This window comes from Lentzea sp. CA-135723 (assembly GCF_050936595.1).
Lineage (GTDB): Bacteria > Actinomycetota > Actinomycetes > Mycobacteriales > Pseudonocardiaceae > Lentzea.
In genome coordinates, this window is sequence record NZ_JBNJMK010000001.1 from 6319706 (window position 1) to 6338827 (window position 19122).

At 68.2% G+C, this 19122-nt stretch carries 18 protein-coding genes; 12 read left to right on the forward strand and 6 right to left on the reverse strand.

Annotated features, from left to right (window positions below; all coding sequences use genetic code 11):
• From nuoI to ACQEU1_RS29445, 7 genes are read left to right on the forward strand one after another with little or no spacing between them, the layout of a single operon-like run.
• On the forward strand, nt 1–534 hold the full coding sequence (gene nuoI / locus ACQEU1_RS29415) for an NADH-quinone oxidoreductase subunit NuoI (RefSeq protein WP_433208549.1): 534 nt from the start codon (nt 1–3) through the stop codon (nt 532–534).
• Entirely contained in the window at nt 531–1385 is an 855-nt protein-coding gene (locus tag ACQEU1_RS29420; RefSeq protein ID WP_433208552.1) for an NADH-quinone oxidoreductase subunit J, read from the forward strand. Before nuoI ends, ACQEU1_RS29420 begins: the two co-directional genes overlap by 4 nt.
• The gene (gene nuoK, locus ACQEU1_RS29425) at nt 1382–1681 is read left to right on the forward strand and encodes an NADH-quinone oxidoreductase subunit NuoK (RefSeq protein WP_030473209.1); all 300 of its coding nucleotides are present in this window, start codon (nt 1382–1384) and stop codon (nt 1679–1681) included. The genes ACQEU1_RS29420 and nuoK overlap by 4 nt, the downstream gene beginning before the upstream one ends.
• A 10-nt stretch (nt 1682–1691) precedes the next feature.
• A complete protein-coding gene (nuoL, locus tag ACQEU1_RS29430) occupies nt 1692–3629 on the forward strand; it encodes an NADH-quinone oxidoreductase subunit L (RefSeq protein ID WP_433208556.1) in 1938 nt (645 codons plus the stop codon).
• Complete coding sequence (locus tag ACQEU1_RS29435) at nt 3626–5194, forward strand: NADH-quinone oxidoreductase subunit M (protein ID WP_433208559.1); 1569 nt, start codon at nt 3626–3628, stop codon at nt 5192–5194. Before nuoL ends, ACQEU1_RS29435 begins: the two co-directional genes overlap by 4 nt.
• A gap of 1 nt (nt 5195) precedes the next feature.
• A complete protein-coding gene (nuoN, locus tag ACQEU1_RS29440; RefSeq protein ID WP_433208562.1) occupies nt 5196–6773 on the forward strand; it encodes an NADH-quinone oxidoreductase subunit NuoN in 1578 nt (525 codons plus the stop codon).
• Nucleotides 6774–6828: 55 nt separating this feature from the next.
• Nucleotides 6829–7794 (forward strand): polyprenyl synthetase family protein, encoded by a 966-nt coding sequence (locus ACQEU1_RS29445; RefSeq protein ID WP_433211858.1) that lies wholly within the window; start codon nt 6829–6831, stop codon nt 7792–7794.
• Here ACQEU1_RS29445 and rarD read toward each other — a convergent pair whose 3' ends face one another.
• Complete coding sequence (rarD, locus tag ACQEU1_RS29450) at nt 7795–8718, reverse strand: EamA family transporter RarD (protein ID WP_433208565.1); 924 nt, start codon at nt 8716–8718, stop codon at nt 7795–7797.
• Between the two features lie 145 nt (nt 8719–8863).
• Here rarD and ACQEU1_RS29455 point away from each other — a divergent pair, with 145 nt between their 5' ends.
• Complete coding sequence (locus tag ACQEU1_RS29455) at nt 8864–10915, forward strand: sunset domain-containing protein (RefSeq protein WP_433208568.1); 2052 nt, start codon at nt 8864–8866, stop codon at nt 10913–10915.
• Nucleotides 10916–10978: 63 nt separating this feature from the next.
• Nucleotides 10979–11902, forward strand: coding sequence for a catalase family peroxidase (locus ACQEU1_RS29460; RefSeq protein WP_433208571.1), 924 nt, complete (start codon nt 10979–10981; stop codon nt 11900–11902).
• Nucleotides 11903–11953: 51 nt separating this feature from the next.
• Here ACQEU1_RS29460 and ACQEU1_RS29465 read toward each other — a convergent pair whose 3' ends face one another.
• From ACQEU1_RS29465 to ACQEU1_RS29485, 5 genes are all read right to left on the reverse strand, one after another.
• Entirely contained in the window at nt 11954–12853 is a 900-nt protein-coding gene (locus ACQEU1_RS29465) for a hypothetical protein (RefSeq protein ID WP_433208574.1), read from the reverse strand.
• Between the two features lie 144 nt (nt 12854–12997).
• On the reverse strand, nt 12998–14047 hold the full coding sequence (locus ACQEU1_RS29470) for a 2-oxoacid:ferredoxin oxidoreductase subunit beta (protein ID WP_433208577.1): 1050 nt from the start codon (nt 14045–14047) through the stop codon (nt 12998–13000).
• Entirely contained in the window at nt 14044–15882 is a 1839-nt protein-coding gene (locus ACQEU1_RS29475) for a 2-oxoacid:acceptor oxidoreductase subunit alpha (RefSeq protein WP_433208580.1), read from the reverse strand. Before ACQEU1_RS29475 ends, ACQEU1_RS29470 begins: the two co-directional genes overlap by 4 nt.
• A gap of 211 nt (nt 15883–16093) precedes the next feature.
• On the reverse strand, nt 16094–16834 hold the full coding sequence (locus ACQEU1_RS29480) for an enoyl-CoA hydratase (RefSeq protein WP_433208583.1): 741 nt from the start codon (nt 16832–16834) through the stop codon (nt 16094–16096).
• A gap of 10 nt (nt 16835–16844) precedes the next feature.
• Nucleotides 16845–17294: an Lrp/AsnC family transcriptional regulator gene (locus ACQEU1_RS29485; protein ID WP_382441738.1), complete on the reverse strand. Its 450-nt coding sequence runs from the start codon at nt 17292–17294 to the stop codon at nt 16845–16847.
• 138 nt (nt 17295–17432) lie between these two features.
• On the opposite strand from ACQEU1_RS29485, the gene ddaH reads away from it, so the two are divergent.
• From ddaH to ACQEU1_RS29500, 3 genes are all read left to right on the forward strand, one after another.
• On the forward strand, nt 17433–18245 hold the full coding sequence (gene ddaH / locus ACQEU1_RS29490) for a dimethylargininase (protein WP_433211861.1): 813 nt from the start codon (nt 17433–17435) through the stop codon (nt 18243–18245).
• Nucleotides 18246–18356: 111 nt separating this feature from the next.
• A complete protein-coding gene (locus ACQEU1_RS29495; RefSeq protein WP_433208587.1) occupies nt 18357–18620 on the forward strand; it encodes a hypothetical protein in 264 nt (87 codons plus the stop codon).
• Nucleotides 18621–18626: 6 nt separating this feature from the next.
• Nucleotides 18627–19028 carry a DUF4279 domain-containing protein gene (locus tag ACQEU1_RS29500; protein WP_433208590.1) on the forward strand — a complete coding sequence of 134 codons (402 nt, stop codon included), beginning with the start codon at nt 18627–18629 and terminating at the stop codon, nt 19026–19028.
• The last annotated feature ends 94 nt before the right edge of the window (nt 19029–19122 follow it).

Consider the following 19122-nt stretch of genomic DNA (forward strand, 5'->3'; position numbering starts at 1 on the left):
ATGTTCGAGTCCCTGAAAGGCTTCGGCGTCACCTTCGGCACCATGTTCAAGAAGGTGGTGACGGAGGAGTACCCCGAGGTCAAGAAGGTGACCGCGCCGCGGTTCCACGGCCGTCACCAGCTGAACCGGCACCCGGACGGGCTGGAGAAGTGCGTCGGCTGCGAGCTGTGCGCGTGGGCCTGCCCCGCGGACGCGATCTTCGTCGAGGGTGGCGACAACACCGAGGAAGCCCGCTACTCACCGGGTGAGCGCTTCGGTGCCGACTACCAGATCAACTACCTGCGCTGCATCGGCTGCGGCCTGTGCATCGAGGCCTGCCCGACCCGTTCGCTCACGATGACGAACGAGTACGAGCTCGCCGACGACAACCGCCAGGACCTGATCTTCACCAAGGAAGACCTGCTCGCCCCGCTGCTGCCCGGCATGGAGCAGCCGCCGCACCCGATGCGGCTCGGCGAGAACGAGCAGGACTACTACGTGAACGGTCCGCAGCTGGCGAAGGTGGCCCAAGAAGGAGCGGGGGAGAAGCAGTGAGCCTTCTCGTCAGCTTCCTCGCGCAGCAGCAGCCGGAACCGGTGCAGCGCGTGGTCGACACGGTCACCACCGGCGAGGCGATCTCGTTCTGGGTGCTCGGCCCGCTGGCCCTGGCCGGCGCGCTCGGCATGCTGTTCGCGCGCAACGCCGTGCACTCCGCGCTCTGGCTCGTCGTGACGATGCTCAGCCTCGGTGTGCTGTACATGGTCCAGCAGGCGCCGTTCCTCGGCTTCGTGCAGATCATCGTCTACACCGGCGCGATCATGATGCTGTTCCTGTTCGTGCTGATGATGGTCGGCAGGGACAGTTCGGACTCCGTCGTCGAAGTCATCCGGGGACAACGACTCGCGGCCGCGTTGCTCGGCATCGGGTTCGCGGTCCTGATGGTCGGCTCGGTCGCCCGCGCGCTCACGTCCGTCGACTCCCGCGGTCTCGCCGAGGCGAACACGACGAACGGCGGCAACGTAGGCAACATCGGCCAGAAGCTCTTCACGGACTACCTGTTCGCGTTCGAGCTCACGTCGGCGCTGCTGATCACCGCCGCGCTCGGCGCGATGATCCTGGCCTTCGTCGGCCGTGACGGGAAGCCCGCCAAGAAGACGCAGAAGGAACTCGTCGAGGAGCGCTTCCAGGAGGGCAAGCGGGTCGGCTCGCTGCCCGGTCCCGGTGTCTTCGCCACCGCCAACTCGGTGGCCACTCCCGCACTGCTGCCGGACGGCACCGTGTCGGAGGAGTCGCTGTTCGAGGTCATCGAGGCGACCGACAAGTCCAAGCTCTCGGACGACGTCGCCGGGGTGGCCGGCACCGCCCACGAGGCGGACGCGCACGCGCTCAAGGGAAGTGAGTCGTGACCCCCACCTACTACCTGCTGCTGTCGGCACTGCTGTTCAGCATCGGCGCCGTCGGCGTCCTGGTGCGCCGCAACGCCATCGTGGTCTTCATGTGCGTCGAGCTCATGCTCAACGCGGTCAACCTGAGCCTCGTGACGTTCGCGCGGATCAACGGCTCGCTCGACGGTCAGGTGATGGCGTTCTTCGTGATGGTCGTCGCCGCGGCGGAGGTCGTCGTCGGCCTCGCGATCATCATGTCCATCTTCCGGACGCGTCGCTCGGCCTCGGTCGACGACTCGAACCTGCTGAAGTACTGAGGGGTCACCGGTGACGGAACCTGTTGCCGCCAGCGGGGTCGCTTCTCTCGCCTGGCTTCTGTTGGCGCTGCCCGCGTTCGGCGCGGCGGTGCTGTTGGTCAGTGGCAAGCGCGCCGACAAGTGGGGCCACCTGCTCGGCAGCGCGACGCTCCTGGCGTCGTTCGGCTACGCGCTCGCGTTGTTCTTCTCGACCGCCGGCATCTCCAACGCCGAGGAGCGGGTGCAGAACCTGCACCTGTTCAACTGGATCGACGTCAACGCGCTGACCGTCGAGTTCGGACTGCGGCTCGACCCGCTGTCGCTCACGTTCGTGCTGCTGATCACCGGTGTGGGCTCGCTGATCCACATCTACTCGATCGGCTACATGGCGCACGAGGAAGGCAGGCGGAAGTTCTTCGCCTACCTGAACCTCTTCGTGTCCGCGATGCTCCTGCTGGTGCTGGGCAACGGTTTCGTGACCCTGTACTTCGGCTGGGAGGGCGTCGGTCTCGCCTCGTACCTGCTGATCGGCTGGTACCAGTACAAGCCGGAAGCGGCGTCGGCGGCCAAGAAGGCCTTCCTGATGAACCGCGTCGGTGACCTGGGCCTCGCCATCGCGATCTTCCTGATGTTCAACAAGCTCGGGACGACGCAGTACACCGAGGTCTTCAGCCGCGTCAGCGAGTTCTCCTCCGCCGAGGTCCTCGCGATCACGCTGCTGCTGCTCCTCGGCGCCTGCGGCAAGTCGGGTCAGTTCCCGCTCCAGGCCTGGTTGCCGGACGCGATGGCAGGCCCGACCCCGGTGTCCGCCCTGATCCACGCGGCGACGATGGTCACCGCGGGCGTGTACCTCATCGCCCGCTCGAACCCGCTCTACAACCTGAGCGAGGACGGCCGCCTGGTCGTCATGATCATCGGTGGCGTCACGCTGCTGATCGGCTGCATCATCGGTTGCGCCTACGACGACTTCAAGAAGGTCCTGGCGTACTCGACGGTCTCGCAGATCGGTTACATGATCCTCGCCGTGGGCCTCGGCCCGATCGGCTACGCGCTCGGCATCATGCACCTGCTGACGCACGGCTTCTTCAAGGCCGGGCTCTTCCTCGGTGCCGGTTCGGTCATGCACGGCATGAACGACGAGGGCAACATCCGCCGGATGGGCGGGCTCTACAAGTTCCTGCCGATCACCTTCGTCACCTGGACGCTCGGCTACCTCGCGCTGATCGGCATCCCGCCGTTCGCCGGTTACTTCTCCAAGGACGCCATCATCGCGGCGGCGTTCACGGGCGAGGGCTGGCGGCCGTGGGTCTTCGGTGGCGTCGCCCTGCTCGGTGCCGCGCTGACCGCGTTCTACATGACGCGCCTGCTGATCCTGGTCTTCCTGGGCAAGCCCCGCTGGAAGGACCTGAAGGCGGAGAACGGCAAGGAGTACCACCCGCACGAGTCCCCGCTGACGATGACCGTTCCGATGATCATCCTCGCGGTCGGCTCGATCGGTGGCGGCTGGTTCCTCTCCTCCGGCGGACGTCTCGCCGGGTGGCTCGAGCCCTCGCTGGGAGAGCTGAAGGAGGAGCACGGCGTGATCTCGCACGGCATGGTCGGGATCCTGACGGTCGTGCTCGCGCTGGTCGGCGCCGGTCTCGCGTTCCTGCTCTTCGGCCGCGGCAAGCAGCCCGTCGAACGCCCGGAGCGCGTGTCGTTCCCGGTGCGCGCGGCCCGTGCGGACCTCTACGGCAACGCACTGAACGAGGCGCTGTTCGCGCGGCCGGGCACCTGGCTCACCCGCGCGCTGGTGTTCCTCGACCTGAAGGGCGTCGACGGTGTCGTGAACGGCACCGCGGCGCTGCTCGGCGGTAGCTCCGGCCGGTTGCGCAGGCTGCAGACCGGGTTCGTCCGCTCCTACGCACTGTCCATGCTGCTGGGCTCGATCTTCGTGCTCGGGGCGCTCCTGGTGGTGAGGTTCTCGTGACCTGGGTTCTGATCGCACTGCTGGTGGTGCCGCTGGTCGGCGCGCTGGTGGTGGCGTTCCTGCGCAAGGACGACAAGAAGGCGAAGCTCGTCGCGCTGGCGTTCTCGCTCGTCGAGCTCGTGCTCGCGGTCCTGCTGTGGGCCGCGTACGACCCGGACGGCGACCGCATCCAGCTCGCCACCGGCGTGGACTGGATCCCGGCGTTCGGCGTCCGGCTCTCGTTCGGCATCGACGGCATCGCGCTGGTGATGATCGCGGTCATCGCGCTGCTGATCCCGCTGGTGATCGGTGCCGGCTGGACGGAGAAGCTGCCCGCCGGCCGCACGCAGGGCGGCTACCTCGCGCTGATCCTGATCCAGGAGGCCGTGACGGTCGCGGTGTTCGCCGCCACCGACGTCTTCCTGTTCTACGTGCTGTTCGAGGTCATGCTCATCCCGATGTACTTCCTGATCGGCGGCTACGGCGGCGCGCGCAGGCAGTACGCGGCGGTCAAGTTCTTCCTGTACTCGTTCCTCGGCGGCCTGATCATGCTGGCCTCCGCGATCGGCGCCTACGCGATGGCGTCGGACGAGCTGGGCAAGGGCACGTTCGACTGGGCGACGCTCGTGAAGGTGGTCAGCGACGCCGACTCGACGACGCAGACCTGGCTGTTCCTCGGCTTCTTCCTGGCGTTCGCGATCAAGGCGCCGCTCGTGCCGTTCCACACCTGGCTGCCCGACGCGGCCGCCGAGGCGCCCATCGGCGTCACGGTCATCGTCGTCGGCATCCTGGACAAGGTCGGCACGTTCGGCATGCTGCGCTACCTGCTGCCGATGTTCCCGGAGGCGTCGAAGAACCTGGCGCCGCTGGTGCTCGTGCTCGCGGTGGCCGGTGTCCTTTATGGATCGCTGCTCGCCACGGGCCAGCGGGACATGAAGCGGTTCCTCGCCTACGTCTCGATCGCCCACTTCGGCTTCATCGCGCTCGGCATCTTCTCGTTCACGTCCCAGGCGGGCGTGGGCTCGGTGTCGTACATGCTCAACCACTCGATCTCGACCGGCATGCTGATCCTGGTGGTCGGCATGGTGATCGCGCGCGGTGGTTCGTCGCTGATCTCCGACTACGGCGGCATGTCCAAGGTGGCGCCGCTGCTCGCCGGCATGCTGCTGATCTCCGGTCTGACCACGCTGTCGCTGCCGGGCACGAACTCGTTCGTCTCGGAGTTCCTGGTGCTGATCGGCTCGTTCCCGACGCAGCCGGTGTTCACGATCATCGCGACGGTCGGCATGGTGCTCGCGGCGCTCTACGTGCTGTGGCTCTACCAGCGGATCATGACCGGCCCGCTGCGCGGCGACGCGCTCGTCGGTGCCGCGGCTGGTCCGGGCGCCGTCGGCGACCCGGAGAAGAAGACCACGATCGGCGACCTCAACAAGCGCGAGATCGCCATCCTGGCACCGCTCGTTGTCATCGTGCTGGCCCTCGGGTTCTACCCGCAGCCGGTGCTCGACGTCATCACCCCGACTGTCGGGGCGACGCTGACCGAGGTCGGCGTGACCGACCCGGTCACCGTGCAGGAAGGCAAGTGACGTGAACCTTCTCGTCGCTCAGGCGCAGACGATCGAGGCGCCGGAGATCGATTACGGCGCCATCGCGCCGCTGCTGATCGTGCTCGGCGCGGCCTGCGTCAGCGTGCTGCTGGAGGCGTTGCTGCCCAAGCACCAGCGGTGGGCCGTGCAGCTCGTGCTGACGCTCGTGTCGATGGTCGCCGCCACCGGCACGCTGATCCTGTACGCCACGTCGGACCGCCCGGAGACGGGCGTGGCGACGCTGGCGGGCGCGATCGCGGTCGACTCGCCGTCGCTCTTCCTGTGGGCCACGTTGCTGGTGCTGGCCTTCGGGTCGGTGCTGCTGATCGCTGACCGCTCGGTGGAACCCGGCGGCGCGTTCGTGGCGCAGGCCGCGATCCGTCCCGGCACCGTCCAGGACCGCGCGCAGGCGACGAAGACCGGCATGCAGACCGAGGTCTTCCCGCTCACGCTGTTCGCGCTCGGCGGCATGATGACGTTCGTCGCCTCGAACGACCTGCTGACGATGTTCATCGCGCTGGAAGTCCTGTCGCTGCCGCTGTACCTGCTGTGCGGCCTGGCTCGCCGCCGTCGCCTGCTCTCGCAGGAAGCGGCCGTGAAGTACTTCCTGCTCGGCGCGTTCGCCTCCGCGTTCTTCCTCTACGGCGTGGCCCTGCTCTACGGCTACGCGGGTTCGGTGAAGCTCTCGGCGATCGCGACGGCCGCGGGTGGCACCGACCGTTCCGACACGCTGCTGTTCGCGGGCTTCGGCCTGCTGGTGGTGGGCCTGCTGTTCAAGGCCGCCGTCGGTCCGTTCCACGCCTGGACCCCGGACGTGTACCAGGGCGCGCCGACGCCGGTGACGGCGTTCATGGCCGCCTGCACCAAGGTCGCCGCGTTCGGCGGCATCCTGCGCGTGCTCACGGTCGCGTTCGAGAACACGCAGTGGGAGTGGCGCGGCGTGCTCTACGCCGTCGCGGTCGTGTCGATGGTGATCGGCGCGATCCTGGGCCTGACCCAGACCGACGTGAAGCGCATGATCGCGTACTCCTCGGTGGCGCACGCGGGCTTCCTGCTCATCGGCTCGATCGCGCTGACCCCCGAGGGCGACGCCCCCGGTGTGAGCGCGACCATGTTCTACCTGCTGGCGTACGGCTTCACCACGATCGCCGCGTTCGGCATCGTGTCGCTGGTCCGCAACTCGGACGGCGAGGCGACGCACCTGTCGCAGTGGGCGGGCCTCGCGAAGCGGTCGCCGATCGTGGCGGCCACCTTCACGTTCCTGCTGCTGGCCCTGGCCGGCATCCCGCTGACGTCCGGCTTCATCGGCAAGTTCGTCGTGTTCAGCGCGGCGATCGAGGCCGGCCTGACGCCGCTCGTGGTGATCGCTCTCGTGGCCTCGGCCGTGGCGGCGTTCTTCTACCTGCGGGTGATCGTGCTGATGTACTTCAGCGACCCGGCTCCGGACGGCCCGACCGTCACCGTGCCCGGCGCGTTCACCACGATCGCGATCACGTTGGGTGCCGTCGTGACCTTGGTGCTGGGTTTGTGGCCCACGTTCGTGCTCGATTGGGCGGGTACCGGCACCTTCCTCAGCTAGGTGTACGTAGGCTGCTGGTGTGACCAGTAGCGAGCATGAGGGACCGGGGTTCGCGTTGGTGGACCCCGTGCTCACCGAGGTAGTCCAGGACGGCCTGGCCGAGGTGGAGCGCAACCTGCACGACGTCGTGCAGAGCGAGTTCACCCCGGTCACGGAAACCTCGCTTCACCTTGTGGAGGCGGGCGGGAAGCGGATCCGCCCGCTCTTCACACTGCTCGCATCGCAGTTCGGCGCCGACTGGGACCGGGAGAAGGTCATCAAGGCGGCCACTGTGGTCGAGCTCACCCACCTCGCGACGCTCTACCACGACGACGTCATGGACGAGGCGACCATGCGGCGCGGAGCGGTCTCCGCGAACGTCAAGTGGGACAACAGCATCGCGATCCTGACGGGCGACTTCCTGTTCGCCCACGCGTCCCGGCTGACCGCCGACCTGGGGACGGACGCGGCGCGGATCATCGCGGAGACCTTCTCGTTGCTGGTGACCGGCCAGATGCGCGAGACCGTCGGCCCGCAGCCCGGCGAGGACGCCATCTCCCACTACCTCAAGGTGATCGAGGAGAAGACCGGCTGCCTGATCGCCACGGCGGCCAGGTTCGGCGGCATGTTCTCCGACGCCACCGAGGAGCAGACGGACGCGCTGCGCCGGTACGCCGAGGTGATCGGGGCGGCGTTCCAGATCTCCGACGACGTCATCGACATCGCGTCGCCGTCGGTCACGTCGGGCAAGACGCCCGGCACCGACCTGCGCGAGGGCGTGAAGACGCTGCCGATGCTCTACGCGCTGGCCGACCCGTCCGAGACGCGGCTCGCCGAGCTGCTGGCGGGGCCGATCTCCGACGACGACCTGGTCGACGAGGCCCTGGACCTGCTGCGGAAGTCCGCGGGCATGGACAGGTCCCGCGAGATCCTCGGCGACTACGTCGACAGGGCTCGGGTGGAGCTCAGCAAGCTGCCGGAGTGCCCCGCGAGGGACGCGCTGGAAGAGCTGGCCGTCTACGTGGTGGAGCGCTCTCGTTGATCAGCTGACCGGCGCGAGCGCCTGCTTGCGCCGGTTCCTCAGCGCGTCGAACGTGAAGAACGCCAGGGCGAGCCACACCAGGCCGAACCCGATCCACCGGCTGGCCGGCATCGGCTCGTGCACCACGAACACGCCCCACGCGAACTGCAGGATCGGGGCGATGTACTGGAGCATCCCCATGGTGCTCAACGGGATCAGCCGAGCACCCGCGCCGAACAGCAGCAATGGGATCACCGTCACGAAGCCGGTGGTGACGAGCATCAGCGCGTGGCCGGTGCCCTCGGAGGTGAACGTGTTCGCGCTGCCGAGTGTGAGCAGGTAGACCAACGCGATCGGCGCGATGACGGCGTTCTCCGCGGTCAGGCTGGAGATCGCGTCCAACGGCACCTTCTTCTTCAGCAGGCCGTAGGTGCCGAAGGAACACGCCAGGACCAGCGAGATCACCGGAAGCCTGCCGTAGTCGATGGTGAGCACGATCACAGCGATCACGGCCACGCCGATGGCCGCGACCTGAGTGATGCGCAATCGTTCCTTGAGGAAGATCATGCCCAGTGCCACGCTCACCAACGGGTTGATGAAGTAGCCGAGGGCGGCCTCGACGACATGATGGCTGTTGACGGCGTAGATGTAGACGCCCCAGTTCACCGTGATCAAGACGGCGGCTGAGGTAACGATGAGCCAGCCTTTCCCGGATAGTTCCAGGAGAGGACGCCAGCGCCGGAGCACTGCGACGACGATGGCGAGGGTGACGAACGACCAGACGATCCGGTGCGCGAGCACCTCGACCGGCTGGGCGGGTACGAGGAGTGGCCAGTACGCCGGGAACAGGCCCCAAAGGACGTAGGCGAGTGCGCCGTAGGTGACCCCTCGCCCCTGGGTGTGAACTTCTGGCGAAGTGATGGCCGACGTGGTCAGAGGGGGCACAAAATCCCACTCTACGCTGGGCTTTCGACCCGTTATTTGCGCTGAACGGCGTAGTGACGGAGCATCATCAAAGGCACTGTAGTTTGGCCATGCTCACCCTTCCGAGTGAGTGGGGTCGGAGTGTGGTCTTAGAAGGGGCTTACCCGTGAACATCTTCGGGCAGGTCTGGCTGTGGAGCCTGCTGTCCTTCGTTGCGGGAGTGCTGCTCACCTGGTTGGTGATGGTGCGCCCCGCGCGAAAGCAGATCGCCGACCTGGATGATCAACTTCTCGACGCGCGCAGGGCGGCCAAGCCGGTCCCGGCCGCCGTCACCGTCGACGACTTCGAGGTCGACGAGTGGGAGGCCGCGCCGCCGCGATCGCTGAGCGACGAGGTGCTGACGCCGCCGTCGCCCGCTCCGGCGCTGCCGCCGGCGCCCGCGCCGTACGTCGAGCCGCCCGCGTACTTCGGTGAGCCGGCGCCCGTGCAGCCGCCACCGCCGTTGCTGCCACCGCCGGCGCCTCCCGTCGTGGAGGAGCCCGCGCCGCACGAGACCACGACGTTCGACGCCCAGCCTGAGCTGGACGAGGAGCCCGCCGCGCCGGTCCGCCAGTACCTGGAGCCCGAAGAGGCGCAGCGCCGCTTCGAGGAGCAGCTGGCCGAGCAGAAGGCACTGGCCGACGCCGAGGACGACCGCCCCCGCTCGCTGTTCGAGCGGCTGGCGCCCGAGGTGCCGCCGGAGACCCCGGCGGAGCAGACCACGGTCCTGTCGCAGTCGGGCCTCGAGGCCGCGGACTTCGACGACGAGCCGGAGCTGCCCGCCGAGCAGACCTCGACCCTGCCGCCGGTCGCCGAGCCCGGCGCCCCCGCGCTCTCGCCGACGGCCGGTCCCGAGGTCGAGCAGCCGGACGACTTCATCTACCAGCCGCGCGAGGTCTGGTCCCGGGAAGAGCAGGAGGTCTTCCAGGACGAGGCCGCCGAGCAGGAGGACGAGCCCGCGCGCACCCGCTCCGAGCAGACGACGTTCATCGCCGTCGACGAGAGCAGCTGGCCCGGCAACGACCTCACCGGCGAGTACCCGGCGCTGCGCGACGACTTCTCCGGCCAGCTCGACGGGTTCACCGAGCCCGAGACCGAGGTCGAGCCGGAGACCGCCGCCGAGCAGACCGGCCTGATCGAGCCGATCGACCTGGACGCGCCGCACGTCCGCAACGGCGTCTTCGAGACGACGTCGGCCGAGGAGCCCCTGTTCGCGGAGCACGAGCCGGAGCAGGAACCGGCGTCCGAGTCCGCGCACGCGTTGCGGGAGGAACCGGCCCACGAGGAGCCGGTCCACCAGGAGCCGGTTCACCAGGAGCAGGCGTACGAGGAACCGGTCTACGAGGAGCGGGTCTACGAGGAGTTCGTCGCTCCCGAGCACACCGGCTCGTTCACCATGCCGTTCACGACGCCGGGTGCCCCGCCGCCCGCGCCGTTCTCGGCGTTCGAGCCGCGCGTCGAGGCCGAGGAGGTGCCGGAACGCACCCCGCGTGCCGTCGGTGCCGCCTTCTCGCACGGCACGGAGACCCCGGCGGCTCCGGTCGCCGAGCCGCCCCGCTCGCGGTCGTTGTTCGAGCCGCTGCTCGAGGCCGACGAGCCGTTGCCCGCGCTGGGCCAGACCCGCACGCTCCCGGACACGAGCAACGACCAGCCGTTCGTGCCGACGTTCGTGCCGAGCGACGAGCCCCTGCTGGCCGCCCCGCCGGAGCCGGAACCGGAGCCCGTCGAACTGCCGCAGCGGCACACCGAGGCGGGTCTGCCGATCCGCGAGGCACGCCGCAGCACGATGCAGCAGCAACGCCAGCAGAGCTTCCCGGCGTTCTCGGCCTTCGAGTCCGCGAAGCCGGAGGCCCCCGCGGCCGCCCCGGCACTCCCGGTGCGTCCCCGCCCGGTCGGTTTCTCGCCGTCCACCGGCGGCGCCCCCGCGCCCGCGGCTGGAGGCGCGCCGGCCCGGTTCCAGCAGCCGGAGGGCTTCAACCCGCGCTCGCCGTTCGGTCCCGGCTCGGTGCTGCCGAAGTCGGACGGCCACGCGCCGGCCGCGGACTTCGCGGTGAAGGCCACGCTGACCGGCCGCCGTTACTACTCGGAGGGGTCGGCGAACTTCACCGGCACCCGCGCGGACGTGTGGTTCCGCACCGAGGCGGACGCCGAGAAGGCCGGTTTCCGCCCCGCTCCCTGATCGATTACCGCCAAATGGAACGCTGTTCTGGCAGCTCGTGACATGCGCCGATAGCTTCGGCGCATGTCATCCGAGCTGGCGAAATCGCAGATCTCCTCGACGATCGTGGACTCGATCGAGGATCTGAAGGGCACCCACCACGGCTTCCGCCGAGCCCACGCCCGAGGCTTCGTCTACGAAGCCGTGTTCACCCCGTCCGGCGCCGCGGCCCCGTTCACGACGGCGCCACACCTGCAGGGCGCGCCGGTCCGCGCGACCGTCCGCTTCTCGCACACCGACGCCAACCCGCACGCGTTCGACAGCGACCGTTCCGTGCGCGGCTTCGCGACGAAGTTCCACCTCGCCGACGGCACCAACACCGACCTGGTGATGGTGAACGTGGAGCGGTTCGTGGCGGCGACGCCCGAGGAGTTCGTGGACTTCATCAAGGCGGCCAAGGCGGACACCGACGCTGCCGATCCCTCGGTGCCGCACATCAAGTCGTTCGTGGGAGCGCACCCGACCGTCGGCCCCGCTCTGGTGGCGGCGAAGTCGGTCGGAATCCCCGAGAGCTACGGCACGTCCCAGTACTGGGCGATCCACGCGTTCCTGTGGCGTGACGCTTCAGGCGTCGTGCGCCCCGTGCGCTACTCATGGGTGCCGGAAGCAGGTGTCGTGGACGCCGAGGACTCTTCTTCGTGGACCCCGCACCACCTCACCGAGGAACTGCGTTCGCGCCTGCCGATCTCGTTCGTGCTGCGCGTGACGTTCGGCGAGCCGGGCGACCCGACGCACGACTCGACCGTGGCGTGGCCGTCCGACCGGAGTGCTGTGGACGTCGGCCGGATCGAGATCACCGCCGAGGCCGAGGACCAGGAGCACTGGCAGGCGCAGGTGTTCGACCCGACCGCGCTGGTAGACGGCATCGAGGTGTCGGACGACCCGGTGCTGGCCGCCCGCAGCACCATCTACGCGGTCTCCTACGACCGCCGCTCGCACCAGCGGTAGACATGAGAAGGCCCCCACCGAACGTTCGATCGGGGGCCTTCTCGGCGGGCCTTACCGGACCCAGACGTAGGAGTAGACGTAGTAGGCAACGGGCTTGCGCTTGCGGTCAGGTGCGAGCAGCAGGTACCCGAGGTCTGCTTCGGAGGTCTTCACGCACACGATGATGTGCTCCGACTCCAGCTGGTCCTCGTTGAGACGGTCCACCCACTTGTCCTGTTCCACGGCGAGGCACTCGGCTTCACCGGGGTAGTCGGTGGCCTTGCCGGGCTCCGACCACTCGTAGGTGTCGTACGGCGCGAGCTTGGCTCCGTTGATCATGCTGAGCTCGCCGGTCACGTGGTCGTAGCGCAGATCCGCCCGCAGGCCGGCCTGGGACCGTTCCAGATCCACGTCGGTGTCCGGGCTCGTGGCGTGGAAGTCGAACTCCTCGATGTCCTCCCGCGCGGGCCCGCGCACGTCGTCCTTCTTCGACGGCGGCCCGCTGTCGGTCAGCTTGACCGTGGCTCCGGGATCGGCGTGGATGACGATGCGGTTGCGCTCGACCTCCTGGATGAACCTCCCGTTCATCTCCACCGTGATCTTGCGGCCGGTGTTGATCCGGGTCGCGTCGCAGGTCTGACCGTTGCTGTCCTGCCGGCAGACGATGAGCTGGGTGACGTCGGAGGGTTCGGGGGTCAACGGCTTGCCGTCGGGCTTGACCACCTCGCCCGTGGAACCACCCATCTTGACCACGCCGATCGGCGTGACGACCTTCGAGTCCAGCTGGACCTTGAGCGACTGACCGTCGAACTCGAACGAGATCGGTGCGAAAGCGGGCTGGAACGAGATGTGGCCGCGTGGGCTTTCCAGCTCTTCGGAGTTGCCTGGCGGAGGACGTTCGGGAAGCCCGTAGGACGAGGAGCGTGTTGTCGAACAAGCGCCGAGTCCGAGGGAGAAAACCAACAACAGCACGGAGATCGCGGTAGTACCGCGTATGGCCGGGTCCTTCACGTCGCTTAGACGAAGACGATCACGAATCCGTTGCGATTACAGGGTTTTCAACGAAGAGAGGCCCGCCGGCTGCGCCGAACGGGCCTCTCCGGTGGTTCCGCGGGGCTAGCCGACCACGGTCCAGGTGTCCTTGCCGTGCAACAGCTTGCTCAGGTCCGCGGCCTTCGCGTTCTTGGCCTCGCTGACCTGCGCGCGCACGCCGTCGTCGTACGTCGCACGGTCCGCACGGCGGAACACGCCCGTGACGGTGTGCGTGAGGTCCTGCGTCGACAGCCGCGAGAGCGCGAACGACAGGTTCAGGTCCGACGCGTCGTGCACCACGATGTCGCTCGCGTCCACGTCGGCGGACTTCGCGACGGCGAGGCCGAAGCCCTCGCGCACCACGCAGTACTCGCCCTCGCGGCCGAAGCGGATCGGCTCGCCGTCCACGACGTTGATGATCCGCCGTTGCGCCTCGTCCGCGTCCTTCAGCACGTCGAACGCGCCGTCGTTGAAGATCGGGCAGTTCTGGTAGATCTCGACGAGCGCCGAACCGCGGTGCTCGGCGGCCTGCCGCAGCACCGAGGTCAGCCCGGCCTTGTCCGAGTCGAGCGCGCGACCCACGAAGGAGGCCTCCGCGCCCAGCGCCAGCGACACCGGGTTGAACGGGTGGTCGACCGAGCCGATCGGCGTCGACTTGGTGACCTTGCCCGGCTCGGAGGTCGGCGAGTACTGACCCTTGGTGAGGCCGTAGATCCGGTTGTTGAACAGCAGGATCTTGAGGTTCACGTTGCGCCGCAACGTGTGGATCAGGTGGTTGCCGCCGATGGACAGCGCGTCGCCGTCACCGGTCACCACCCACACGCTCAGGTCCGGCCGCGCCACGGCGAGACCCGTCGCGATGGCCGGCGCACGGCCGTGGATGGAGTGCATGCCGTACGTGTTCATGTAGTACGGGAAGCGGGACGAGCACCCGATGCCCGAGACGAACACGATGTTCTCGCGCTTGAGACCCAGCGACGGCAGGAACGACTGCATGGTGTTGAGCACGATGTAGTCGCCGCAGCCGGGGCACCAGCGGACTTCCTGGTCCGACTTGTAGTCCCTGGCCGACTGCTTCTCGTCGGTGGTGGGAACCCCGCTCAGGCCGGGCAGACCGATGTCGATGGCGGTCACGCCGACACCCCCTTGATCACGTCAGCGAGCACGTCCTGCAGCTCTTCCGCCTTGAACGGCAGGCCCTGCACCTTGGTGTACGACTCCGCGTCCACGAGGTACTTCGCCCTCAGGAGCATCGCCAGCTGGCCGAGGTTCATCTCCGGCACGATGACCTTCTCGTACGACCTCAGCACGTCACCCAGGTTCTTGGGGAACGGGTTGAGGTGCCGCAGGTGCGCGTGCGCGACCGGGAGGCCGAGCTTGCGGACCCGGCGCGCGGCCGCACCGATCGGGCCGTACGACGAACCCCAGCCCACGACGAGGACCTTCGCGTTGCCATCCGGGTCGTCGACCACGACGTCCGGCACCTCGATGCCGTCGATCTTGGCCTGGCGCAGGCGCACCATCTTGTCGTGGTTCTCGGGGTCGTACGAGATGTTGCCGGTGACGTCCTGCTTCTCCAGGCCGCCGATGCGGTGCTGGAGACCGGGCGTGCCGGGCACGGCCCACGGACGTGCCAGCGTCTCCGGATCACGGGAGTACGGCTGGAAGTTCTCCGGGTCCGTCGCGAACTCGACGGTCAGGTCCGGCAGCGTCTCGACGTCCGGGATCATCCACGGCTCGGAGCCGTTCGCGATCGCGCCGTCGGACAGGAACAGCACCGGGGTGCGGTACTGCAACGCGATCCTGGTCGCGTCGACCACGGCGTCGAAGCAGTCCGAGGGGGACTGCGGCGCCACGATCGGCACCGGCGACTCGCCGTTGCGGCCGAACATCGCCTGCAGCAGGTCGGCCTGCTCGGTCTTCGTCGGCAGACCGGTGGACGGGCCACCGCGCTGCACGTCGATCACGAGCAGCGGCAGCTCGGTCATCACGCCGAGGCCGATGGTCTCCGACTTCAGCGCGATGCCGGGACCGGACGTCGACGTGACGCCGATCGCGCCGCCGTAGGACGCGCCGAGCGCGATGCCGATGCCCGCGATCTCGTCCTCGGCCTGCACCGTGGTGATGTCGAAGTTCTTGTGCTTGCTCAGCTCGTGCAGGATGTCCGACGCCGGCGTGATCGGGTACGTGCCGAGCACGACGGGCAGCTTCGAGAGCTGCGCGGCCGCGACGATGCCGTACGCCGTCGCCGTGTTGCCGGTGATCTGGCGGTACGTGCCGACGTTCAGCTTCGCGGGCGCCACCTCGTAGGTGACGGCGAAGGCCTCGGTCGTCTCGCCGTAGTTCCAGCCCGCGCGGAACGCGAGGACGTTGGCCTCGGCGATGTCCGGCTTCTTCGCGAACTTCTCGCGCAGGAACCGTTCCGTGCCCTCGGTGGGCCGGTGGTACATCCACGACAGCAGGCCGAGCGCGAACATGTTCTTCGCGCGTTCGGCGTCCTTCTTGCCGAGGCCCGTCTCCTCGAGCGCCCCGATGGTCAAGGTCGCCATGGCGATCTTGTGCACCTGGAACTTCTCGAGCGAGTCGTCTTCCAGCGGGTTCGAGTCGTAGCCGACCTTCGTCAGGTTCCGCTTCGAGAACTCGTCGGTGTTGACGATGAGGATGCCGCCGTCCGGCAGCTCGCCCACGTTCGCCTTGAGCGCGGCGGGGTTCATCGCGACGAGGACGTCGGGACGGTCGCCGGGCGTCAGGATGTCGTAGTCGGCGAAGTGCAGCTGGAACGACGACACACCGGGCAGCGTGCCCTGTGGTGCGCGGATCTCGGCGGGGAAGTTGGGCTGCGTGGCGAGGTCGTTGCCGAACGCCGCCGCTTCCGACGTGAACCGGTCTCCGGTGAGCTGCATGCCGTCACCCGAGTCGCCGGCGAAGCGGATCACAACGCGATCCAGCTTGCGAGTCTCAGTGCTCATTCCTACGCCGATACCTCTCTCCAAGGGTGGCCATGCCCCACCACGAGGGTAGTCGCCAGGACCGCCTGCGAGACGGGCCGTGTACCACCAGGCGAGACGAACCGTCCCATCTGCCGCACCGGGTCCTTAACTTGACGGTAAACACAGTGCTACCAGCGGATACCCGAATGCGTCCGACATCACCCTCGTTACCTGTTACCCAAGGTAACACTTATCGTCCGCTGATCCGAGCCTTCATCGCGGCAAGCCTCGCAGCGAACTCTGGAGTGTCGATCGATTCGACCTGTGGCCCCAGTTCGGCCTCGACCGCATCAGCGTGGACCTGCATTGCATCGGTCTTCCGCATCGTGGCCTTGATGGTCCGCACGAGTGCTGCGGGGGCCTCGGCTGCCACCTTGGCCAGCTCTTTGGCCACTGCCAGTGGGTCTTCGGCCTTCGCGTAGGCGAGCCCGTGGGCCACGGCCTGGTCGGCGTCCAGGATCTGCCCGAAGAGCGTCATGGCCGTGGCGACCTGGGCGTTGGTGGTCTTCTGCAACATCCACGTCATACCGCCGCCGGGGTGGATGCCGAGCTGCAGGAACCGCGCGTCGAACCGCGCCCTGGGCCCGGCGACGCGCACGTCCGCGGCCAGCGCCAGGTTGAGCCCGGCCCCGACCGCGGCCCCGTTGACAGCGGCGATCGTGGGGATCTCGGCGTTCTTGACGGCGAGAAACCCCTTGTAGATGTTCCGCAGTCCCTCGTCCTTGGAGTTCCCGAGCTGCGTGAGATCCGCCCCCGCGCAGAACGCCGGCGGCGCCCCCGTGACGATCAGCGCGTTGGCTTGGGTCTGCGCCTCCTCGACCTTGTCCGCGAGCTCCTGCGACAGGTCGATCGTCAGCGCGTTCCGCCGCTCCGGATCGTTGATCGTGATCACCGCGACGGACTCTTCGAACTCCAGCAGAACCTCAGCCATGCCGCGGACTCTAGGGTGCCGGCGGCCGGTCCAGGAGCCGGGACAGCACCACCGTCGACACCGTCCGGTCGATGATCTCCACGGCCCGCAACCGCTCCAGCGCCGTCTCCAGGTGGTGGATGTCCGCGGCCCGCAGGTGCACGATCGCGTCCGCCGCCCCCGACACCGTGTAGGCGGCGCTCACCTCGGCCATCGGCTCCAGCCGGTGCTGGATGTCGTGCGGCGCCACGTTCCCCCGGCAGTGCACCTCGACGAACGCCTCCGTCCCCCACCCGAGCGCCTCGGGGTCCACCACCGCCGTGAACCCCCTGAGGACCCCAGTGTCCAGCAGTTTGTCGACCCGCCGCTTCACCGCGGGCGCACTCAGCCCCACCTCCTTCCCGATCTCCGCGTAGCTGGAACGAGCGTTGGCCATGAGGCACGAAATGATTCGATGGTCGATGCTGTCCACACGCAACATTCTGCCCTAGTTGACGCAATGTCGCGGCGTTGATCGATGGTCCACCCGCGCTTTACATTTCGATCCATGACGGTATCCATCTCCGGGCCCGGCGAGCCGATCACCCTGGACATCGCCGCACCCATCGCGCCGACGCGCATGCCGACCACCCGTCGGTACCTCATGTGCCCGCCGACGTACTTCACGGTGGAGTACGCCATCAACCCGTGGATGGATCCCACCAGGCCCACCAGCACGTCCCTGGCCGTAGAGCAGTGGACCGCGCTGAAGGAGACCTACGAACGCCTGGGCCACGAGGTCCACGTGATCGAGCCCGTGGCGGGCCTGCCCGACATGGTGTTCTCCGCCAACAGCGGCACCGTCATCGACGGCAAGGTCCTGGGCTCCCGCTTCCGCGCCTCACAACGAGCCGCAGAAGCCGACCACTTCCGCCGCTGGTTCCTCGCCTCGGGCTACAACTCGGTCGTCATGCCCACAGCCGTCAACGAGGCAGAGGGCGACTTCACCTGGACCGGTTCGTTGTTGCTGGCCGGCACAGGCTTCCGCACCGACCCTCATGCGCACTCCGAGGCACAAGAGGTCCTGGGCGTCCCCGTCGTCTCCCTGCAGCTGGTCGACCCGCGCTTCTACCACCTCGACGTGGCCCTCTTCATGCTCGACGACCAGTCCCCGTCACCCCTGGTCGCCTACTACCCGGAGGCCTTCTCCCCGGGCTCGCAGCAGGTCCTGCGCCGCCTCTTCCCGGACGCCGTGATCGCCAACGACGCCGACGCCGTCTGCCTGGGCCTCAACGCGGTCTCCGACGGCAAGCACGTCGTCATGCCGGTCGAGGCCACCAACCTGGCCGAGCAGGTGGCGCGCCGCGGCTTCGAGCCCGTGCTGGTCGACATCTCGGAGCTCCGCAAGTCGGGCGGCGGCCCGAAGTGCTGCACGATGGAACTGCGCGGCTGATCAGTTCGTGGACGACGAACACCCCCGGACGATCATCGTCCGGGGGTGTTCTCCTTTGCCAGGGCGGAAATCGGTCCCGTGCGCGAGCGGCGGTGTCCTAGGGTTTCCGGCATGAACGGTCCCGAGCACTACGCGGCTGCCCAGGAGTACCTCGCGGCCGCCAAGGCCGACGGCATCGAGCCGGGCGACGCGGCCGAGGTCTCGAACCTCGCCTTCGCGCAGGTGCACGCGACGCTCGCCCTGGCGGCGGCCACCGCGATGGCGGGCTCCATCGTCACCGCGCACGGGGCGGTGAACGCCGCGCTGCCCGCCGCCGACGGGAAGGCGTGGCAGGCCGTGGCCGGTGTGGTGGCGCAGACGTCCGGCCGGGACTAGCCCGGAGTGCCGGACGAGCGGGAACGGCACGAGTACAAGGCGTCGTTGAGGGTCTTCAGCGAGTCGTCGATGTTGGCGGAACTCGTTGCCGCGCTCGGCGAGCCCGATCACGGTTACGACATCGGTGATCCGGTGAGCAGGCGGCGCACTGATGGGCCTCGGCGGACCATGTCGCACTGGTCGCTCAGCAGCCGTGCGGAGCGCACGAGCCCGCTCGATGAGCACGTCGCGGAGCTTGTGGCGTTCGTCGAAGGGCGTCGGCGTGAGTTCGAGGCGCTCGGGGGCGACGTCGACATCTTCTGCGGCGTCTTCACCGCTGACGACGCGCAGGGCGGCTTCACCTTCACGACCGACCTGATGCGCCGGCTGGCCGAGCTCGACCTCGAAGTCACCTTCGACCTCTGCTGAGGCCCGTCGAACGCGAGCAGGTGATCAGCCGTACCTATATGGCGAGACGGCCCCACCTGGGAGGCCAAGAAATTGGTTTTACTCCAACCCGCTT

Bases quoted from the DNA above. Each gene is read 5' to 3' on its own strand.
- nuoI (WP_433208549.1), top strand. From the start codon at position 1: ATGTTCGAGTCCCTGAAAGGCTTCGGCGTCACCTTCGGCACCATGTTC.
- ACQEU1_RS29460 (WP_433208571.1), top strand. From the start codon at position 10,979: ATGTCATCCGAGCTGGCGAAATCGCAGATCTCCTCGACGATCGTGGAC.
- ACQEU1_RS29475 (WP_433208580.1), bottom strand. From the start codon at position 15,882: ATGAGCACTGAGACTCGCAAGCTGGATCGCGTTGTGATCCGCTTCGCC.
- ACQEU1_RS29480 (WP_433208583.1), bottom strand. From the start codon at position 16,834: ATGGCTGAGGTTCTGCTGGAGTTCGAAGAGTCCGTCGCGGTGATCACG.
- ACQEU1_RS29485 (WP_382441738.1), bottom strand. From the start codon at position 17,294: ATGTTGCGTGTGGACAGCATCGACCATCGAATCATTTCGTGCCTCATG.
- ddaH (WP_433211861.1), top strand. From the start codon at position 17,433: ATGCCGACCACCCGTCGGTACCTCATGTGCCCGCCGACGTACTTCACG.
- ACQEU1_RS29495 (WP_433208587.1), top strand. From the start codon at position 18,357: ATGAACGGTCCCGAGCACTACGCGGCTGCCCAGGAGTACCTCGCGGCC.